Below are 15,269 nucleotides of genomic sequence, written 5' to 3' on the forward strand. Positions count from 1 at the left end.
CAGGGTCAGGCCTTGCGCAACACCTGGCCCTCGTGCGCGACGAGGCAGGCGGTCACGATGTCGTCGTCGGCGGGCAGCGCGAAGCCGCCCTCCTTCGACAGCACCAGCTTCAGGAAATCCAGCAGGTTGCGCGCGTAGAGCGACGACGAGTCCGCCGCGACCAGCGCGGGCAGGTTGGTCTCGCCGACCAGCGTGACGCCGTGCTTGCGGACGGTCTGGCCGGGCTCGGTCAGCGGGCAGTTGCCGCCGGCGGGCGCCGCGATGTCGACGATCACAGAGCCGGGCTTCATCGCGCGGACCATGTCCTCGGTGACCAGCACCGGTGCCGGTCGGCCGGGGATCAGCGCGGTGGTGATGACGACGTCGGCCTGCGCGACGCGCTTGGCGACTTCGACCTGCTGGCGCTGCAGCCAGCTCGGCGGCATCGGGCGGGCGTAACCGCCGACGCCGACGGCGGCCTCGCGCTCCTCGTCGGTTTCGTAGGGCACGTCGATGAACTTCGCACCCAGCGACTCGACCTGCTCCTTGACGGCGGGCCGCACATCCGAGGCCTCGATCACCGCGCCCAGCCGCTTGGCCGTCGCGATCGCCTGCAGGCCCGCGACGCCGACGCCGAGCACGACCACCCGCGCGGCCTTGATCGTGCCGGCCGCGGTCATCAGCATCGGGAACAGGCGCTGGTAGTGGAAGGCACCCAGCATCACCGCCTTGTAGCCGGCGATGTTGGCCTGGCTGGACAGCACGTCCATGCTCTGCGCCCGCGAGGTCCGCGGCGCGGCTTCGAGCGCGAAGGCGGTGAGGCGGGCGCCGGCCAGACGCTCCAGGCCGTCGCGGTCGAACGGATTGAGCATCCCGACCAGGACCGCGCCCGGCTTGAAGAGCGCCAGTTCGCCCGGGTCCGGCGACCGGACCTTGAGCACCAGGTCGGCGCCGAAGGCGGCGGCCCGGTCGACGATCTCCGCGCCGGCGGCGGCGAAGGCCTCGTCGGTGGCGCTGGCGTTCAGGCCCGCGCCGCTTTCCACTCTCAGCGCATGGCCCTGGGCGACGAGCTTCTTGACGGTTTCCGGCGTCGCGGCGACGCGCGTCTCTCCCGCCGCGCTTTCCTGCGGCACACCGATCAGCATCTGGAGGTCCTCCGTCCGATTCAGGGTCCGGGCGAGCTTAACCGGGTGACCGCCCTGGGCGAGCCTCGCCCGCGACAGGGGTTTTCACCAGGGAGACGCGCACCCGCGACCCGGCGTCAACGGGTGCGCAACGGGTCGGCAACCTCCCGGCAATGCTGTTTCGAGTGGTGAACAGGCGTCATCCGAAGGGGTGAAAGCGGCGTTAAATGGAGGCGTCCAATGACCCCCGAAAGGAGTCACCCCATGATCAAGAAGATGGTTTTCAGCAGTGCGTTGGCAATCGCGGCCCTGGCGCCTATGGCTTCCCAGGCAGCGGACGTCGGCGTGTCGGTGAGCATCGGCGAGCCGGGCTTCTACGGCCAGATCGACATCGGCAACGTCCGGCCTCAGGTCGTGTACGAGCGCCCGGTCCTGGTCCAGCGCGTCCCGTCGCCGGAACCGGCGGTCTACCTGATGGTGCCCCCGGGCCACCAGAAGAACTGGGCGCGCTACTGCGGGCGCTACAACGCCTGCGGCCGCCCGGTGTATTTCGTCCGCGAGACCTGGTACCGCGACGTCTATGCGCCGCAATATCGTCGCGAGCACACCGAATACCGCTGGCGTCCGGACGGCCGCCGCGACTGGCGCGACGACCGCGGGCACGACCACGGTCGAGGACCGGACCGGGACCATGGCCGGGGTCCGGACCATGACCACGGGCGCGGTCCCGACCGCGACCGGGACGACCACGACCGCGGTCGTCGCTGATCCCCTGTCCTGATGACAAAACCCCGGCACGCCGGGGTTTTTCATTTTCGGCGTTCACAATGCGGCCCGCACCCAAAGCGGTGGCCGCTCCCGGCATTGGCGCCGCGGCTCGCGCCGCCCTTTCAGGAAGGACCAATGACCGAACGATTCAAGCCCAGCGTCACCGTCGCCGCCGTGATCGAACAGGACGGCCGCTACCTGCTGGTCGAAGAGCTCACGCGCGACGGATTGCTGCTGAACAACCCCGCCGGCCACCTGGAGCAGGCGGAGTCCGCGATCGACGCCGTCGTCCGCGAAGTCCTCGAGGAAACCGCCCGGCCGTTCACGCCGGACGCCTTCCTCGGCGTCTACATGTCGCGCTTCCTGCGTCCCGACCGCAACGACGACGTCACCTACGTGCGGTTGGCGTTCACCGGCCGGGTCGGCGAGCAGATCCCGGGCCGTCCGTTCGACGAGCCCATCCAGCGCACGCTGTGGCTGACGCTGGACGAGATCCGCGCCAGCCAGGACCGCCATCGCAGCCCGCTGATCCTGCAGTGCATCGAGGACCACGCCGCCGGCCGGCGCCTGCCGATCGAGGCCGTCAGCGGCCACCCGTCGCTGTACGCGCCGCGGGCCTGGCCGCATTGAACGACGACGCGCTCAGAGGGTCATCGCGGCGCTGATGGCCTGCTCGCTGTGGCGCGGCTCGCGCCGGCAGGCTTCCAGCTCGTTGACCGCGCAGCGCGCCAGCGTCATCAGCGATTCGCGCTGCCGTTCGCGCAGCCGGCGCGGCAGCCGGTCCATCACGCACAGGCTGCCGACGACCTCGCCGGTCGACAGCGACAGCGGCACCGAGGCGTAGAAGCGCACGTAGGGCGCGCCCTGCACCAGCGGATGGTCCAGGAAGCGCTGGTCGTGCCAGGTGTCGGGCACTTCCTGCAGGTGACCGTGGTGCATCACGTGCGTGCACAGGCCGCGGGCCCGCGGGATCTGCCGCAGCTGCAGGCCGGAGGTGCCGATCAGCCGCAGCTGCTCGCCGTCGACCAGACCCACGGCCGCCATCGCGCCGCCGCTGATGTCGCAGGCCAGATCCGCCAGTTCGTCGAAGGCCACGTGGACGCGGGACTGCACGTCCAGCCCGTCCACCGCCGCCTGGCGTTCGTGCTCGTCCGCCTGCAGCGGGGCGAGCCAGCCGCGCAGGGTCGCCAGCGCCTCGTCGCACTGGAGCCCCTTCTCGAAGAAGCCGGAGATGCCGTGCTCCGCGCAGGCGCGCCGCATCTCCTCGTAGTAGCTGTGGGTCAGCACGATCACCCGGGCGCCGACGCCCAGTTGCCGGATCGCCCGCAGCACCCGGAGCCCGCTGCCCGGCTGCAGCGCCAGGTCCATCAGCACCACGTCCGGCTGCGTCTGCGTGATGACCTCGATGGCGGACTGCTCGCAGGCGGCCTCGCCCACCACGTGGATCTGGCGCTCCCGCGCCAGCAAGGCCTGCCACTGCGCCCGTGCCGTGATGGATCCGTCGACGATGACGATATTCATGATCTTGTGCTCCCTGTTTCATTCAGTTTCTTCCCGCGCCGGGCGGCGGTGGAGTCGGCAATGGCGGGCACGCCTGTCGGCGTTGGCGCAAACCCTTGTCAGCCATCCCTGACACCTGAATGGGGGGTGCGGACGGGGCTTTGCCACCTTTGGGACAATGCCGCCCCATGACTCCCAAGAAGCAACGCGTCGTCGTCGGACTGTCCGGCGGCGTGGATTCCGCCGTGACGGCCTGGCTGCTGAAGCAGGCCGGGCACGAGGTCGTCGGCATCTTCATGAAGAACTGGGAAGACGACGACGACAGCGAGTACTGCTCCTCCAACATCGACTTCGTCGACGCCGCGGCGGTGGCGGACGTCATCGGCATCGAGATCGAGCACGTCAACTTCGCCGCCGAGTACAAGGACCGCGTCTTCGCCGAGTTCCTGCGCGAGTACCAGGCCGGCCGCACACCCAACCCGGACGTGCTGTGCAACGCCGAGATCAAGTTCAAGGCCTTCCTCGACCACGCGATGCGCCTGGGCGCGGAGAAGATCGCCACCGGCCACTACGCCCGGGTGCGCGAGGTCGACGGCCGCGTGCAACTGCTCAAGGGGCTGGATCCGCTGAAGGACCAGAGCTACTTCCTGCACCGGCTCAACCAGGCGCAGTTGAAGAAGACGATGTTCCCGGTCGGCGACCTGCCCAAGACCGAGGTGCGCCGCATCGCCGAGGAGATCGGCCTGCCCAATGCGAAGAAAAAGGACTCGACCGGGATCTGCTTCATCGGCGAGCGGCCGTTCCGGGAGTTCCTCAACCGCTATCTCTCCCAGAAGCCCGGTCCGATCAAGGACGACCGCGGCCGCAAGGTCGGCGAGCACGTCGGCCTGTCCTTCTACACGCTGGGCCAGCGCCAGGGACTGGGCATAGGCGGCATCAAGGAGAAGGGCGCACCGCGCGGCGGCGGGGAGCACGCGCCGTGGTTCGTCGCCCGCAAGGACCTGGAGACCAACACGCTGGTCGTCGTCCAGGGCCATGACCATCCGCTGCTGCAGAGCCGCGGCCTGGTCGCGCAGGACCTGAGCTGGACCGACGAGGCGCCGGCCTTCGGCGGCTTCGGCGCCAAGACGCGCTACCGACAAGCCGACGCCGCCTGCGCGCTGACCCCGGGCGAGGGCAACATCCGCCTGGACTTCCCGCAGGCGCAATGGGCGGTCACGCCGGGCCAGAGCGCCGTGCTCTACGACGGCGACGTCTGCCTGGGCGGTGGCGTGATCGCGGAGGCGATCGCCTAGGCCCTTCGCAGTCCGCGCCGGGCGGCGCGGCCCGCAACTCATCCAGCGATTCGGGGCACTCGTCGCATGGGCGGAAGCGCCCCGCGGCTGTCCCCTGACAATGCGACCCTTCCCTGCCGGACGTCGCCTGTGGCACGCTGGCGCCTTGTCCGCCGTGTCGGCCTTGTCTGGATCGCCCCTTGGATCGCCCCCTCGATCGTCTGCTCGCCCGCATCGCCCAGCCCGCCTTCGTGCTGCGCATTGCCGCCCTCGCGATCTGCCTGCTGGAGCTGGGCTCGGCCATCTGGGGCCTGATGGGCAACCAGACGGAGCCCTACGACGGCGTCCTGGCCAGCCTCTACCGCCGCACCGGCGGCACCACCCACGACGCGCCCTTCGTGCTCACCTGCCTGGCGCTGGTGATGGTGTTCGCCTGGCACTTCTGGCGGCTGGCGCGCCAGCAGCACCTGGACCTGCCGCCGCGCAACGCGCTGTCGCGGGTGGTGCTGCTCAACCTGCTGGCGCTGCTGGTGACGCCGGGCCTCCCTTTCCTGGTCACCGTGCTGGCGGCGCTGCTGCTCAACGTGCGGCGCGCCTTCAACTTCGCGCTGGCGCAGGTGGTGATCAACGTCGCGCTGTACTGGCTGCTGCCCAGCGAGGCGCAGCGGCTGGAGCAGATCCAGCCCGACATGCCCTGGTGGCTGAACAGCGTGGGGCTGTCGATGTCCATGGTGGCGCTGCACGGCATGGCCTTCGGGCTGGGCCGGCTGGCCGCGGCCGAGGGCGAACGCCGACGCTGGTTCCAGGCGATGCTGGCCGAGAAGGAATCGGGCGAGCGCCTGCAGATCGAGCAGCTGCGCTACGCCGAGCGCCTGCACATGGCGCGCGAGCTGCACGACGTGATGGGCCACCACCTGACCGCGCTCAACCTGCATCTGCAGTTGAGCGAGGCGCTGCTCCTGCGCCACGACGAGGGCGGCGCGGCCCAGGCGGTGGAGAAGGCCAAGCTGGGCGCGGCCGGGCTGCTGGCGGAAGTCCGCGCCGCCGTGTCGCGCGAGCGCGAAAGCCAGCGCATCAACCTCGAGGCGGCCCTGCGCACGCTGGCGGACGGCATCGCCAGCACGCAGATCGAGCTGGCGCTGGACCCGGTCGCGCAAGACCTGACGCCGCGCTGCGCGCACGCGCTGCTGCGCTGCGTGCAGGAGGCGGTGACCAACGCGGTGCGCCATGCCGGCGCGACGCACGTGCGGGTGACGCTGGAGGCCGTGGAGGCGCCCGCGCCGGCCACGTCGATCAAGGCCGGCGAGGCGTCCTTCGCCACCGGCCCTGCCGCGGCGACGGCCTTGCAGTCATCGGGATCGCAGGTACGGGTGCGGGTTGACGACAATGGCCGGGGCACGCGCAAGCTGCGCGAGGGCAACGGTCTGAAAGGCATGCAGGAGCGCATGGCCGAACTGGGCGGGACGATGCAGGTGCTGAGGCATCACCCCGGATTCCTGATCGAATTGAACTGCCCGCGGCGCGCCTGAAGCGGGCCGGCGCATCCAGGGAAGGAGACGACATGAGCGAGAACACGATCAAGCTGCTGCTGGTGGAAGACCAGCAACTGGTGCGCGAGGGGCTGAAGGGCCTGCTGGCGCTGCACGACGACATCCGCCTGATCGGCGAGGCGTCGGACGGGGCGGAGGCGCTGGAGCTGCTGGCGCGCGAGCAGCCGGACGTGATCCTGTCGGACATGCGGATGCCGCGGCTGGACGGGATCGGGCTGATCCGGGCGCTGGCGGCGCGGGCGCTGAAGATCCCGGTGGTGCTGCTGACGACCTTCGACGACACGGCCGCCTTCGACGAGGCGGTGCGGGCGGGGGCGCGGGGCTTCCTGCTGAAGGCGATCAGCCCGGACACGCTGGTGCAGGCGCTGCGCGACGTGGTGGGCGGATCGACCGCGCTGCGGCCGCTGCTGACCGAGCGCATGGAACGCGCGCCGGTGGAGCGCGCCTTCGCGGCGACGCCGGAGCCGGAGTCGCTCAGCCCGAAGGAACTTCAGGTGCTGCGCCTGGTGGCCAGCGGCCGCAGCAACACCGAGATCGCCGCCCTGCTGGGCAACAGCGAGGGCGTCATCAAGAACCACTGCTCCGCGGTGTTCGCGAAGATGGGCGTCCGGGACCGCACGCAGGCGGTCCTTCGCGCGATCGACCTGGGTTGGATCTGAGAGCCGGGAGGCTCAGATCCAGAGGTCGTAATCCTGGAGCGCCCGGATACGGCGCTCCACGGACAGGAAGCGGGCGGCGCCCACTTCGCCGATCGCCTTGACCACGCGCGGGTGGTACTTCTTGTAGAGCTTCTGCTCGGCGTCGACATACCCCAGGTAGCCGCGCGAGAAGTACTTCGACTGCGCGTTCGTCGGCTTCTCGCCGATCTGCACGTACTCCACCGACATGCGGGTGAACTGGCGGTTCAGCGTGGCGAGCTCACGCTCATAGGCCTCGTAGACCGGGACGAATTTCTTGGTCTGCGCCTCGTCCAGGGCCAGCGCCTTCAGGACGACGCCCTTGCGGTCCGCGCGGACGGCGTCGCGCAGCGATTGCGCCTGCGCGGTGTCGGGCACCGGCGCCGGATCGGCGAAGGCCGGCAGCGCGGCAGTCAAGGACAGGCAAAGCGCGGACAGCGCGGCGAACTTCTTCATCTCTCTTCCCCCGTAAAGCGTCGAACTCCGACGGCGCGGATTCTAGGGAGCGGGTTTTGCCCTGGCCCTCCGGGACTTCACGGGGAGACGGGCGGGCCGTCGCCCTCCTCCTCGTCGCCCTCCCCATCCGCCTCGACGTGTTGTCGCAGCTGCGCCACGCGGTCGCGCCCTTCCGCCAGCAGGTCCTGCGCGCGCGTCAGATCCCGCTCCATGCGACGGCGCAAGGCATCGTCGGACACGCGCCGCACGCTCGCATCCAGGCTGAGCAGCAGGCCCTGGAAGCCCTGCAGCAGCGTGTCGTGCAACTCGCGGGCGATGCGCTCCCGCTCGCGGAACCGCTCGTTCACGCGGCAGGCAGCGGACGGGGCGTGAAGCGCACCGGCGCAGGCGCCCGCACCGCCGTCCGCGCCGCGTGCGGGAAGGGGTCGTCGATCAGCGGCTCGTCCTCCAGCAGCCCGCGCCGCAGCGCCTCGGTCGCGGCCTGCGTGCGGCTGCGCGCGCCGAGCTTCTGCAGCAGCGTCTTCACATGCGTCTTGACCGTGCCGGCCGCCACGCCCAGACGCAGGCCGATCGACTTGTTGTCCAGCCCCAGGCAGAGCATGCGCAGCACGTCGCGTTCGCGCGGCGTGAGGTCGTCGCCGAGCCAGCCTTCCGCGACGGCACCCGCCGCCGTGCGGCACAGGTAGCGTCGACCCGCCGCGACCGCGCGTGCGGCATCACGCAACTCCTCCAGCGCGCAGGCGGCGTGCACGTAACCGAGCACGCCCGCACCCATGGCCTGGCGGACGCGGCCGCCGTGCACCACCGGACTGACGACCAGCCAATGCGGTCCCGGATCGCTCGCGGGAGGACCGCCATGTCCGCCATGTCCGCCGTGGGGCCCTCCGCGCGGCAGCCCGGCCAGCGACTGCAGCGCGCCGTCATGGTCGGCGACGACGAGCCGGATCGGCTCGACGCGGCCCGACGGTCCGGCGGCCAGCGTCGGCAGCACGCCGGACTCGGCGATCAGGCCGGCGTCGTCCCCGGCGTCGTGGGCGCGGAAGAACGGCGACAGCGCGGCGGCGATGCCGGCGCGCAGCAGCGGGTTGCGGTGCAGGACGATCGCGTCGAGGACGGCGTCCGGGACGGCATGCAGGCGCTCGATCAGGGACATGGACGGCTCCCGGGCGGTGAAGGGCGATGAAGGGCAGTGACGGGGAACAGCGGACCGTGGAGGACGGGCGCCGGGGGAGGCTCTGAAAGCGCTTCCCTGAGAGGCACCCGATCATCGGAAGCGATGCTGCACTGCGATAGCCCCGGTCGGGTCGACAACGTTTACCCGAAAGGGTATCGGCCCCCTGGAACAGGGACGTACGGGAGGGCTCGCCCCTATGATCGCCGCCATGGTGCCCGCGTCCGAACCCATCCGCGTCCTGACGGTCGACGACCACCCGCTGATGCGGGAGGGCATCGCCGCGGTGCTGGGCGAGCAGCCGGACATGACGCCGGTCGGCGAGGCCGACAACGGCTGGCAGGGTCTGCAGGCGTATGAGCGCCTGCGTCCCGACGTCACGCTGATGGACATCCAGATGCCGGGCATGGACGGCCTGGAGGCGCTGGCGCGGCTGCGCACGCTGAGCCCGGCCGCGCGGGTGATCGTGCTGACGACCTTCAAGTCCGACGGCCAGGCCTGGCAGGCGCTGAAGCTGGGCGCCAGCGGCTACCTGCTGAAGACGCAGCTGCGCACCGAGCTGCTGGACGCGATCCGCGCCGTGCACCGCGGCAACCGCTGGATCCCCAACGAGGTGGCGCAGGAGATCGCCGCCCACGCCGGCCAGGAGCAGCTGTCCGGCCGCGAGATCGACGTGCTGGAGCACATCGCGCAGGGCCGCAGCAACCGCGAGATCGGCGGCCTGCTCTCGCTCTCCGAGGACACCATCAAGGCGCGGGTCAAGACCATCCTGTCCAAGCTCGACGCGCGCGACCGCACGCATGCGGTGGTGCTCGCGCTCAAGCGCGGGCTCCTGCGCCTGTAGCACCTCTAGCGCCTGTAGTTCCTCCGGGCCAGCCCTGCAACGGGACGTCACGGGCGCCTGCCTCTTACGGGAGAGCGGGCGGTGCGCCATCGGCGGCTGGTAGCGCCGGGGATCGCTTCCTACGATGAGGCGATACCCACCCAGCCAGGAGCCCCCATGAGCCACGTCACCACCCAGGACGGTACCCAGATCTTCTACAAGGACTGGGGCACCGGCCAACCCGTCGTCTTCTCGCACGGCTGGCCGCTCAGCAGCGACGCCTGGGAAGACCAGATGCTGTTCCTCGGCCAGCACGGCTTCCGCGTGATCGCGCACGACCGCCGCGGCCACGGCCGCTCCAGCCAGACCTGGAACGGCAACGACATGGACACCTACGCCGACGATCTGGCCGCGGTGCTCGACAAGCTGGACGTCAAGAACGCCGTGCTGGTCGGTCACTCCACCGGCGGCGGCGAAGTCACCCGCTACGTCGGCCGTCACGGCACGAAGCGCGTGGCCAAGGTCGTCCTGGTCGGCGCCGTGCCGCCCACGATGATGAAGTCCGCCGCGTATCCGAACGGCCTGCCCAAGGAAGTCTTCGACGGCATCCGCGACGGCGTGCGCAAGGACCGCTCGCAGTTCTACAAGGACCTGACCACGCCGTTCTTCGGCGCCAACCGTCCCGGCGCCGTCGTGTCGCAGGGCGCCCGCGACAGCTTCTGGCTGCAGGGCATGCAAGGCTCGCTGGCGTCGCAGTTCGACTGCATCAAGCAGTTCTCGGAAACCGACTTCACCGAGGACCTGAAGAAGATCGACGTGCCCACGCTGATCATCCACGGCGACGACGACCAGATCGTCCCCATCGGCCACTCGGCCGAGCTGTCCGTGAAGCTGGCGCCGAAGGCGACGCTCAAGGTCTACCCGGGCGGCAGCCACGGCCTGGCGGTGACCGCCAAGGACCAGCTCAACGCCGACCTGCTGGCCTTCGCCAAGTCCTGATCGTTCCCCCACATTTGTCTACGGAGAGTTCCATGACCCCCATCGCCAAGGCCGCCCCCGGCGCCAAGCTGCTGAACCCCAAGGACCACACGCTGGTCCTGATCGACTTCCAGTCGCAGATGGCCTTCGCCACGCATTCGATCTCCGCCAACGAGCTGCGTACCAACGCGTCGCTGGTCGCGCAGGCGGCCGCCGGCTTCGGCGTGTCGACCATCCTGACCACGGTCGCGGAGAAGAGCTTCTCCGGCCCGATGTTCGAAGAGATCACCGCGCCCTTCCCCGGCCAGAAGCTGCTGGACCGCACCTCGATGAACACCTGGGAGGACGTCGCGGTGATCGAGGAGATCAACCGCATCGGCAAGCCGCGCATCGTGCTGGCCGGCCTGTGGACCAGCGTGTGCATCGTCGGTCCGGCGCTGTCGGCGATCGACCAGGGCTTCGAGGTCTACGTGATCACCGACGCCTGCGGCGACGTCTCGGCCGAGGCGCACCAGCGCGCGGTCGAGCGCATGGTGCAGGCCGGCGCGCAGCCGATGACCTCGCTGCAATACCTGCTGGAACTGCAGCGCGACTGGGCCCGCGGCGAGACCTACGACCTGACCACCGGCATCGCGAAGAAGGTCGGCGGCTCTTACGGCATCGGCATCAACTACGCCAAGTCGATGTTCAACGCCCACGAGGGCTGATCGCCCTCGTCACCCCGGTGTCCGCAGAAAGGTAGCCCTCATGAATCCCTATGTCTTGTCGGCCGCCGTCGGTCTGCTGGTCGGGGTGCTGTACGGCGTGCTCAACGTGCGATCGCCGGCGCCGCCGGTGATCGCGCTCGTGGGTCTGCTCGGCATACTTGCCGGCGAGCAGATCCCGCCGCTGGTGCGCCAATGGCTGCAGCGCGACACGCACCAGGTGAGCTGGATCGAACAGAAGGTGCGACCGCACATGTTCGGGCAGATGCCGGGCTGCGAGAAGGCGAAGTCGCCAGCGCAGGCACACACGCAGACGAACGCCACGGAGACCCGCGATGTCTGAGACGACCATCCCCGACCTGGTGCTGTTCAACGGCCGCTTCACGACGCTGGACCGCACGCGGCCGACCGCCACGGCGGTGGCGATCAAGGACGGCCGCTTCCTGAGCGTCGGCGCGAACCAGGAGATCCTGGCGCTTGCCGGCGACGCGACGCGCCGCATCGACCTGAAGGGCAGCAGCGTGCTGCCGGGCCTGATCGACAACCACCTGCACATCATCCGCGGCGGGCTCAACTTCAACATGGAGCTGCGCTGGGACGGCGTGCGCAGCCTGGCCGACGCGATGGCCATGCTGAAGGCGCAGGTCGACATCACGCCCGCGCCGCAGTGGGTGCGCGTGGTGGGCGGCTTCACTGAGCACCAGTTCGCCGAGAAGCGTCTGCCGACCATCGACGAGCTGAACGCGATCGCGCCGGACACGCCGGTGTTCCTGCTGCACCTCTACGACCGCGCGCTGCTGAACGGCGCCGCGCTGCGCGCCGTCGGCTACACGCGCGAGACGCCTGAGCCTCCCGGCGGCCAGATCCTGCGCGACGCCGCGGGCAATCCCACGGGGCTGCTGCTGGCCAAGCCGAACGCCTCCATCCTCTACGCGACGCTGGCCAAGGGCCCGAAGCTCCCGCCCGAATATCAGCTCAACAGCACGCGCCACTTCATGCGCGAGCTCAACCGGCTCGGCGTCACCGGCGCGATCGACGCCGGCGGCGGCTTCCAGAACTACCCCGAGGATTACCAGATCATCCAGAAGCTGTCCGACGCCGGACAGCTGACGATCCGGCTGGCCTACAACCTGTTCACCCAGAAGGCGGGGCAGGAAAAGGAGGACTTCCTCCACTGGGCGCAGTCGGTCACCTACAAGCAGGGCGACGACTACTTCCGCCACAACGGCGCGGGCGAGATGCTGGTGTTCTCCGCCGCCGACTTCGAGGACTTCCGCCAGCCGCGGCCGGACATGCCCGACCAGATGGAAGGCGAGCTTGAAGAGGTGGTGCGCATCCTGGTCCAGAACCGCTGGCCGTGGCGCATGCACGCGACCTACGACGAGACGATCTCGCGGTCGCTCGACGTCTTCGAGAAGGTCCACCGCGACACGCCGATCGACGGGCTGAACTGGTTCTTCGACCATGCGGAGACGATCTCGACGCGCTCGATGGACCGCATCGCCGCGCTGGGCGGCGGCGTGGCGGTGCAGCACCGCATGGCCTACCAGGGCGAGTACTTCGTCGAGCGCTACGGCGCACGCGCCGCCGAGGCGACGCCGCCGGTGGCCGAGATGCTGCGCCGGGGCATGAAGGTTTCGGCAGGGACCGACGCGACGCGGGTGGCCTCGTACAACCCGTGGGTGTCGCTGTCGTGGCTGGTGACGGGACGCACCGTCGGCGGCCTGCAGATCACGCCGCAGCGCAACTGCCTGGACCGCGAGGCGGCGCTGCGGATGTGGACCGAGAACGTCACGTGGTTCTCGAACGAGCAGGGCAACAAGGGCCAGATCGCCGCCGGCCAGCTCGCCGACCTGGTCGTGCCCGATCGCGACTTCTTCGGCTGCCCGGAATCCGAGATCGCCGACACGAGCGCGCTGTTGACGATGGTCGGCGGGAAGGTCGTGTGGGGCGCAGGCGAGTTCGCCGAACTCGACGATTCGGCGCCGCCTCCGGCGATGCCGGACTGGTCGCCGGTGCGGCGCTTCGGCGGCTACGGCGCCTGGGGCGCGGAGGGCAAACCGCTGCAGGCAGCGATGCAGCGCGTCGCCTGCTGCGACACGGCGTGCGGCGTGCACGGCCACGCGCATGCGAACGCCTGGGCATCGGAGGTCCCGGCGTCGGACCTGCGCGGCTTCTGGGGCGCGTTGGGTTGCGCGTGCTGGGCGGTGTGAGGAGAGACCCCCGATGAGCGAATTCCGAGCGATGAAGACCGCTTCCCCCGCCGCCCCACGATGGGTGGAGAGCATCCTGCAATGGCCCACCTTCGGGTGCCTGCTTCGGTTGGGCTTGGCCTCGGCCTATCTCATTGGTGGGATCGACAAGGCGTTGAATTTCCCTGGCGCGGTCGCCGAGCAGGCGCACTTCGGCCTGCAACCGGCGACGCTGTGGGCGGTGCTGGCGATCGCGGTCGAGCTGATCGGTTCGGTGCTGCTGATCCTCAACCGCCAGGTGTGGCTGGCGGCCGGCGCGCTGGGCGTGCTGACGCTGGTGGCGATGCTGGTCGCCAACAACTTCTGGGATCTGAGCGGACAGGCCCGCTTCATGGCGAAGAACGCGTTCTTCGAGCACCTCGGATTGATCTGCGCCCTGGCGATGGCGTCACGGATCGCGGTGCTTGAGCGAAAGGCGGCGACATGACCGGTGCGAAGAAACTGCTGCTGGCGAGTCTCGCGCTCGGCTTCATCGGCGGCTATGTGGACACGGTGGGCTTCGTGGCACTGTTCGGTCTGTTCACCGCGCACGTCACGGGCAACTTCGTGCTGATCGGCGCGGAGCTGAGCCGTGCGAGCGCCAACAGCGTGCTGCTGAAGCTGCTGGTGTTCCCGACCTTCATCGTGGCGGTGGCGCTGGCACGTCTGGTGGCGCTGCGCTGCGAGCGCACGAAGACGGTGGCGAGCCGGCCGCTGCTGGTGATGCAGACGGTGCTGCTGCTGGTGGCGCTGGTCTGCAGCGTGCCGGCGGGTGCGGCGCTCGCGCCGGATGCGCCGTGGGCGATGGCGACGGGGCTGTTCATGACGGCCGCGATGGGCGTGCAGAACGCGGCGGGCCGTCTGGCCTGGCCGGCGCTGACGCCGACGACCGTGATGACCGGGAACGTCACGCAGGTGGTGATCGACAGCGTCGATCTGCTGCGCGGTGCCGCCGGCCCGGACGTGCGGGACCGGCTGAAGCGCTTCATCTGGCCGGTGCTGGCCTTCGCGATCGGCGCGCTGTCGGGGGCGTTCGCGTATGCGGGGTGGAGGTTCTGGTCGCTGATCCTGCCGCTCGCGCTGCTTGTGGCGCTGGTGGCGATGGATGTCAGGCCAGAGAAGAAGGCCTGATCACTTCGCCAGGCGCTTCACCGCCCTGTCGAGCTGCTGACTGTTGAAGAGATCGATGCAGGTCTTCGTGTTGTAGCTCGACGGGACGGAACCGCTCTTCGGATCGGCAAGCGCGCCGGTCACCAGGGCCCCAAGCTGCTCGTAGGCCTCGATGGGCTGTTTGCCTTGTTCGAGATACGCCGCAGCACTGGCTGCGGCGTCCTGCTTTCCAGGACCTTCAGGTGCGCTTTGGGCAAGGCAATGCGCCAGCGCCCAGTTCTTCAGCACGCGTTGCTGCGAATCGCGGGTTTGCGCCACGGGGCCAGCAAGAGCAGCCCCTGAGGCGAGCAGCATCGAAACGATCACGAGCAGAGCATTGGGTTTCATCGCAGGGTCCACAGCGAGGCGACTTCAGGGATGAAGGTGCCGTTGTCCGGATCTTGCGCCAAGTGGCAACTGTCCGCGCATAGGGAGCCGTTCCAGAGAGTGACGTGTCCCCGTGCGTTCTGCCATCCGGATCCTTTGACAAGCAGGATGCCGTTCATGCCTGCGAAGTCCGAGGGGCGCGGCGACCTGGCGGACTTCTCCGGTCGACCGAACTTGGACTCCAAATATTCCATCATGTCGTTCACCCGGAACATGTAGCGCTGCTTGTCCGCGCCGGTCACCGCTGCGTATTTGGTTCCCGCGGGAATCGGAAAGCCGGTCTTGTTGAGCACGTAGCTCATGCGGATGGGGCAGGCGTTCTGGAAGATGCCGGCGTCGATGTTCTGCTGAACCTTGCCACCGATGAGCCGACCGACGTCGGCAACTGGGATCCGTACGTCCTGGAAGGCCTTCCAGGCGAGGGCGAACGAGGGACGAGCCATGCGATGTGTCCTTGATCAGTGGGGCCGCGAAGGCAACGCCTGCAGGCTAGGGGAT

At 69.4% G+C, this 15,269-nt stretch carries 19 protein-coding genes; 12 read left to right on the top strand and 7 right to left on the bottom strand.

Features of this window, described 5'->3' with window-relative positions:
- Window positions 1-5: 5 nt before the first annotated feature.
- On the bottom strand, window positions 6-1,124 hold the full coding sequence (locus ACQZ13_RS28140; protein ID WP_431049119.1) for a Re/Si-specific NAD(P)(+) transhydrogenase subunit alpha: 1,119 nt from the start codon (window positions 1,122-1,124) through the stop codon (window positions 6-8).
- Window positions 1,125-1,367: 243 nt separating this feature from the next.
- Between ACQZ13_RS28140 and ACQZ13_RS28145 the strand changes: the two genes are divergently transcribed.
- Window positions 1,368-1,871 (top strand): hypothetical protein, encoded by a 504-nt coding sequence (locus ACQZ13_RS28145; protein ID WP_431049120.1) that lies wholly within the window; start codon window positions 1,368-1,370, stop codon window positions 1,869-1,871.
- Between the two features lie 135 nt (window positions 1,872-2,006).
- A complete protein-coding gene (locus ACQZ13_RS28150) occupies window positions 2,007-2,501 on the top strand; it encodes an NUDIX hydrolase (RefSeq protein WP_088408606.1) in 495 nt (164 codons plus the stop codon).
- Window positions 2,502-2,513: 12 nt separating this feature from the next.
- Here the strand turns inward: ACQZ13_RS28150 and ACQZ13_RS28155 are convergent, their stop codons facing one another.
- Entirely contained in the window at window positions 2,514-3,392 is an 879-nt protein-coding gene (locus tag ACQZ13_RS28155) for a response regulator (RefSeq protein ID WP_331615727.1), read from the bottom strand.
- A 167-nt stretch (window positions 3,393-3,559) separates the two neighbouring features.
- On the opposite strand from ACQZ13_RS28155, the gene mnmA reads away from it, so the two are divergent.
- The 3 genes from mnmA (at window position 3,560) to ACQZ13_RS28170 (ending at window position 6,854) form a co-directional block, all read left to right on the top strand.
- Window positions 3,560-4,666: a tRNA 2-thiouridine(34) synthase MnmA gene (gene mnmA / locus ACQZ13_RS28160; protein ID WP_431049121.1), complete on the top strand. Its 1,107-nt coding sequence runs from the start codon at window positions 3,560-3,562 to the stop codon at window positions 4,664-4,666.
- A 179-nt stretch (window positions 4,667-4,845) separates the two neighbouring features.
- Complete coding sequence (locus tag ACQZ13_RS28165) at window positions 4,846-6,174, top strand: sensor histidine kinase (protein WP_431049122.1); 1,329 nt, start codon at window positions 4,846-4,848, stop codon at window positions 6,172-6,174.
- A 32-nt stretch (window positions 6,175-6,206) separates the two neighbouring features.
- Entirely contained in the window at window positions 6,207-6,854 is a 648-nt protein-coding gene (locus tag ACQZ13_RS28170) for a response regulator (RefSeq protein ID WP_088408610.1), read from the top strand.
- 12 nt (window positions 6,855-6,866) lie between these two features.
- On the opposite strand, the gene ACQZ13_RS28175 is transcribed toward ACQZ13_RS28170, so the two are convergent.
- The 3 genes from ACQZ13_RS28175 to ACQZ13_RS28185 form a co-directional block, all read right to left on the bottom strand.
- The gene (locus ACQZ13_RS28175) at window positions 6,867-7,328 is read right to left on the bottom strand and encodes a hypothetical protein (RefSeq protein WP_431049123.1); all 462 of its coding nucleotides are present in this window, start codon (window positions 7,326-7,328) and stop codon (window positions 6,867-6,869) included.
- A gap of 77 nt (window positions 7,329-7,405) precedes the next feature.
- Window positions 7,406-7,675, bottom strand: a complete 270-nt coding sequence (locus tag ACQZ13_RS28180) for a histidine kinase (RefSeq protein ID WP_431049124.1) — start codon at window positions 7,673-7,675, stop codon at window positions 7,406-7,408.
- Window positions 7,672-8,481, bottom strand: coding sequence for a helix-turn-helix domain-containing protein (locus tag ACQZ13_RS28185; protein WP_431049125.1), 810 nt, complete (start codon window positions 8,479-8,481; stop codon window positions 7,672-7,674). The genes ACQZ13_RS28180 and ACQZ13_RS28185 overlap by 4 nt, the downstream gene beginning before the upstream one ends.
- Window positions 8,482-8,710: 229 nt before the next feature.
- On the opposite strand from ACQZ13_RS28185, the gene ACQZ13_RS28190 reads away from it, so the two are divergent.
- The 7 genes from ACQZ13_RS28190 to ACQZ13_RS28220 all read left to right on the top strand — a co-directional run bounded on the left by ACQZ13_RS28190 (window position 8,711) and on the right by ACQZ13_RS28220 (window position 14,366).
- Entirely contained in the window at window positions 8,711-9,343 is a 633-nt protein-coding gene (locus ACQZ13_RS28190; RefSeq protein ID WP_431049126.1) for a response regulator, read from the top strand.
- 156 nt (window positions 9,344-9,499) lie between these two features.
- Window positions 9,500-10,321: an alpha/beta fold hydrolase gene (locus ACQZ13_RS28195; RefSeq protein WP_431049127.1), complete on the top strand. Its 822-nt coding sequence runs from the start codon at window positions 9,500-9,502 to the stop codon at window positions 10,319-10,321.
- A 32-nt stretch (window positions 10,322-10,353) separates the two neighbouring features.
- The gene (locus tag ACQZ13_RS28200) at window positions 10,354-11,007 is read left to right on the top strand and encodes a hydrolase (RefSeq protein ID WP_431049128.1); all 654 of its coding nucleotides are present in this window, start codon (window positions 10,354-10,356) and stop codon (window positions 11,005-11,007) included.
- A 40-nt stretch (window positions 11,008-11,047) separates the two neighbouring features.
- A complete protein-coding gene (locus ACQZ13_RS28205; protein ID WP_431049129.1) occupies window positions 11,048-11,347 on the top strand; it encodes a XapX domain-containing protein in 300 nt (99 codons plus the stop codon).
- Entirely contained in the window at window positions 11,340-13,217 is a 1,878-nt protein-coding gene (locus tag ACQZ13_RS28210; protein ID WP_431049130.1) for an amidohydrolase, read from the top strand. The genes ACQZ13_RS28205 and ACQZ13_RS28210 overlap by 8 nt, the downstream gene beginning before the upstream one ends.
- 13 nt (window positions 13,218-13,230) lie before the next feature.
- Window positions 13,231-13,683, top strand: a complete 453-nt coding sequence (locus ACQZ13_RS28215) for a DoxX family protein (protein ID WP_431049131.1) — start codon at window positions 13,231-13,233, stop codon at window positions 13,681-13,683.
- The gene (locus ACQZ13_RS28220; RefSeq protein WP_431049132.1) at window positions 13,680-14,366 is read left to right on the top strand and encodes a YoaK family protein; all 687 of its coding nucleotides are present in this window, start codon (window positions 13,680-13,682) and stop codon (window positions 14,364-14,366) included. Before ACQZ13_RS28215 ends, ACQZ13_RS28220 begins: the two co-directional genes overlap by 4 nt.
- Here the strand turns inward: ACQZ13_RS28220 and ACQZ13_RS28225 are convergent, their stop codons facing one another.
- The gene (locus ACQZ13_RS28225; protein ID WP_431049133.1) at window positions 14,367-14,732 is read right to left on the bottom strand and encodes a T6SS amidase immunity protein Tai4 family protein; all 366 of its coding nucleotides are present in this window, start codon (window positions 14,730-14,732) and stop codon (window positions 14,367-14,369) included.
- Window positions 14,729-15,214, bottom strand: a complete 486-nt coding sequence (locus tag ACQZ13_RS28230; RefSeq protein ID WP_431049134.1) for a type VI secretion system amidase effector protein Tae4 — start codon at window positions 15,212-15,214, stop codon at window positions 14,729-14,731. Before ACQZ13_RS28230 ends, ACQZ13_RS28225 begins: the two co-directional genes overlap by 4 nt.
- Window positions 15,215-15,269 lie beyond the last annotated feature (55 nt).

The sequence above is a fragment of the Roseateles sp. L2-2 genome (genome assembly GCF_050613215.1).
Lineage (GTDB): Bacteria > Pseudomonadota > Gammaproteobacteria > Burkholderiales > Burkholderiaceae_C > Roseateles > Roseateles noduli.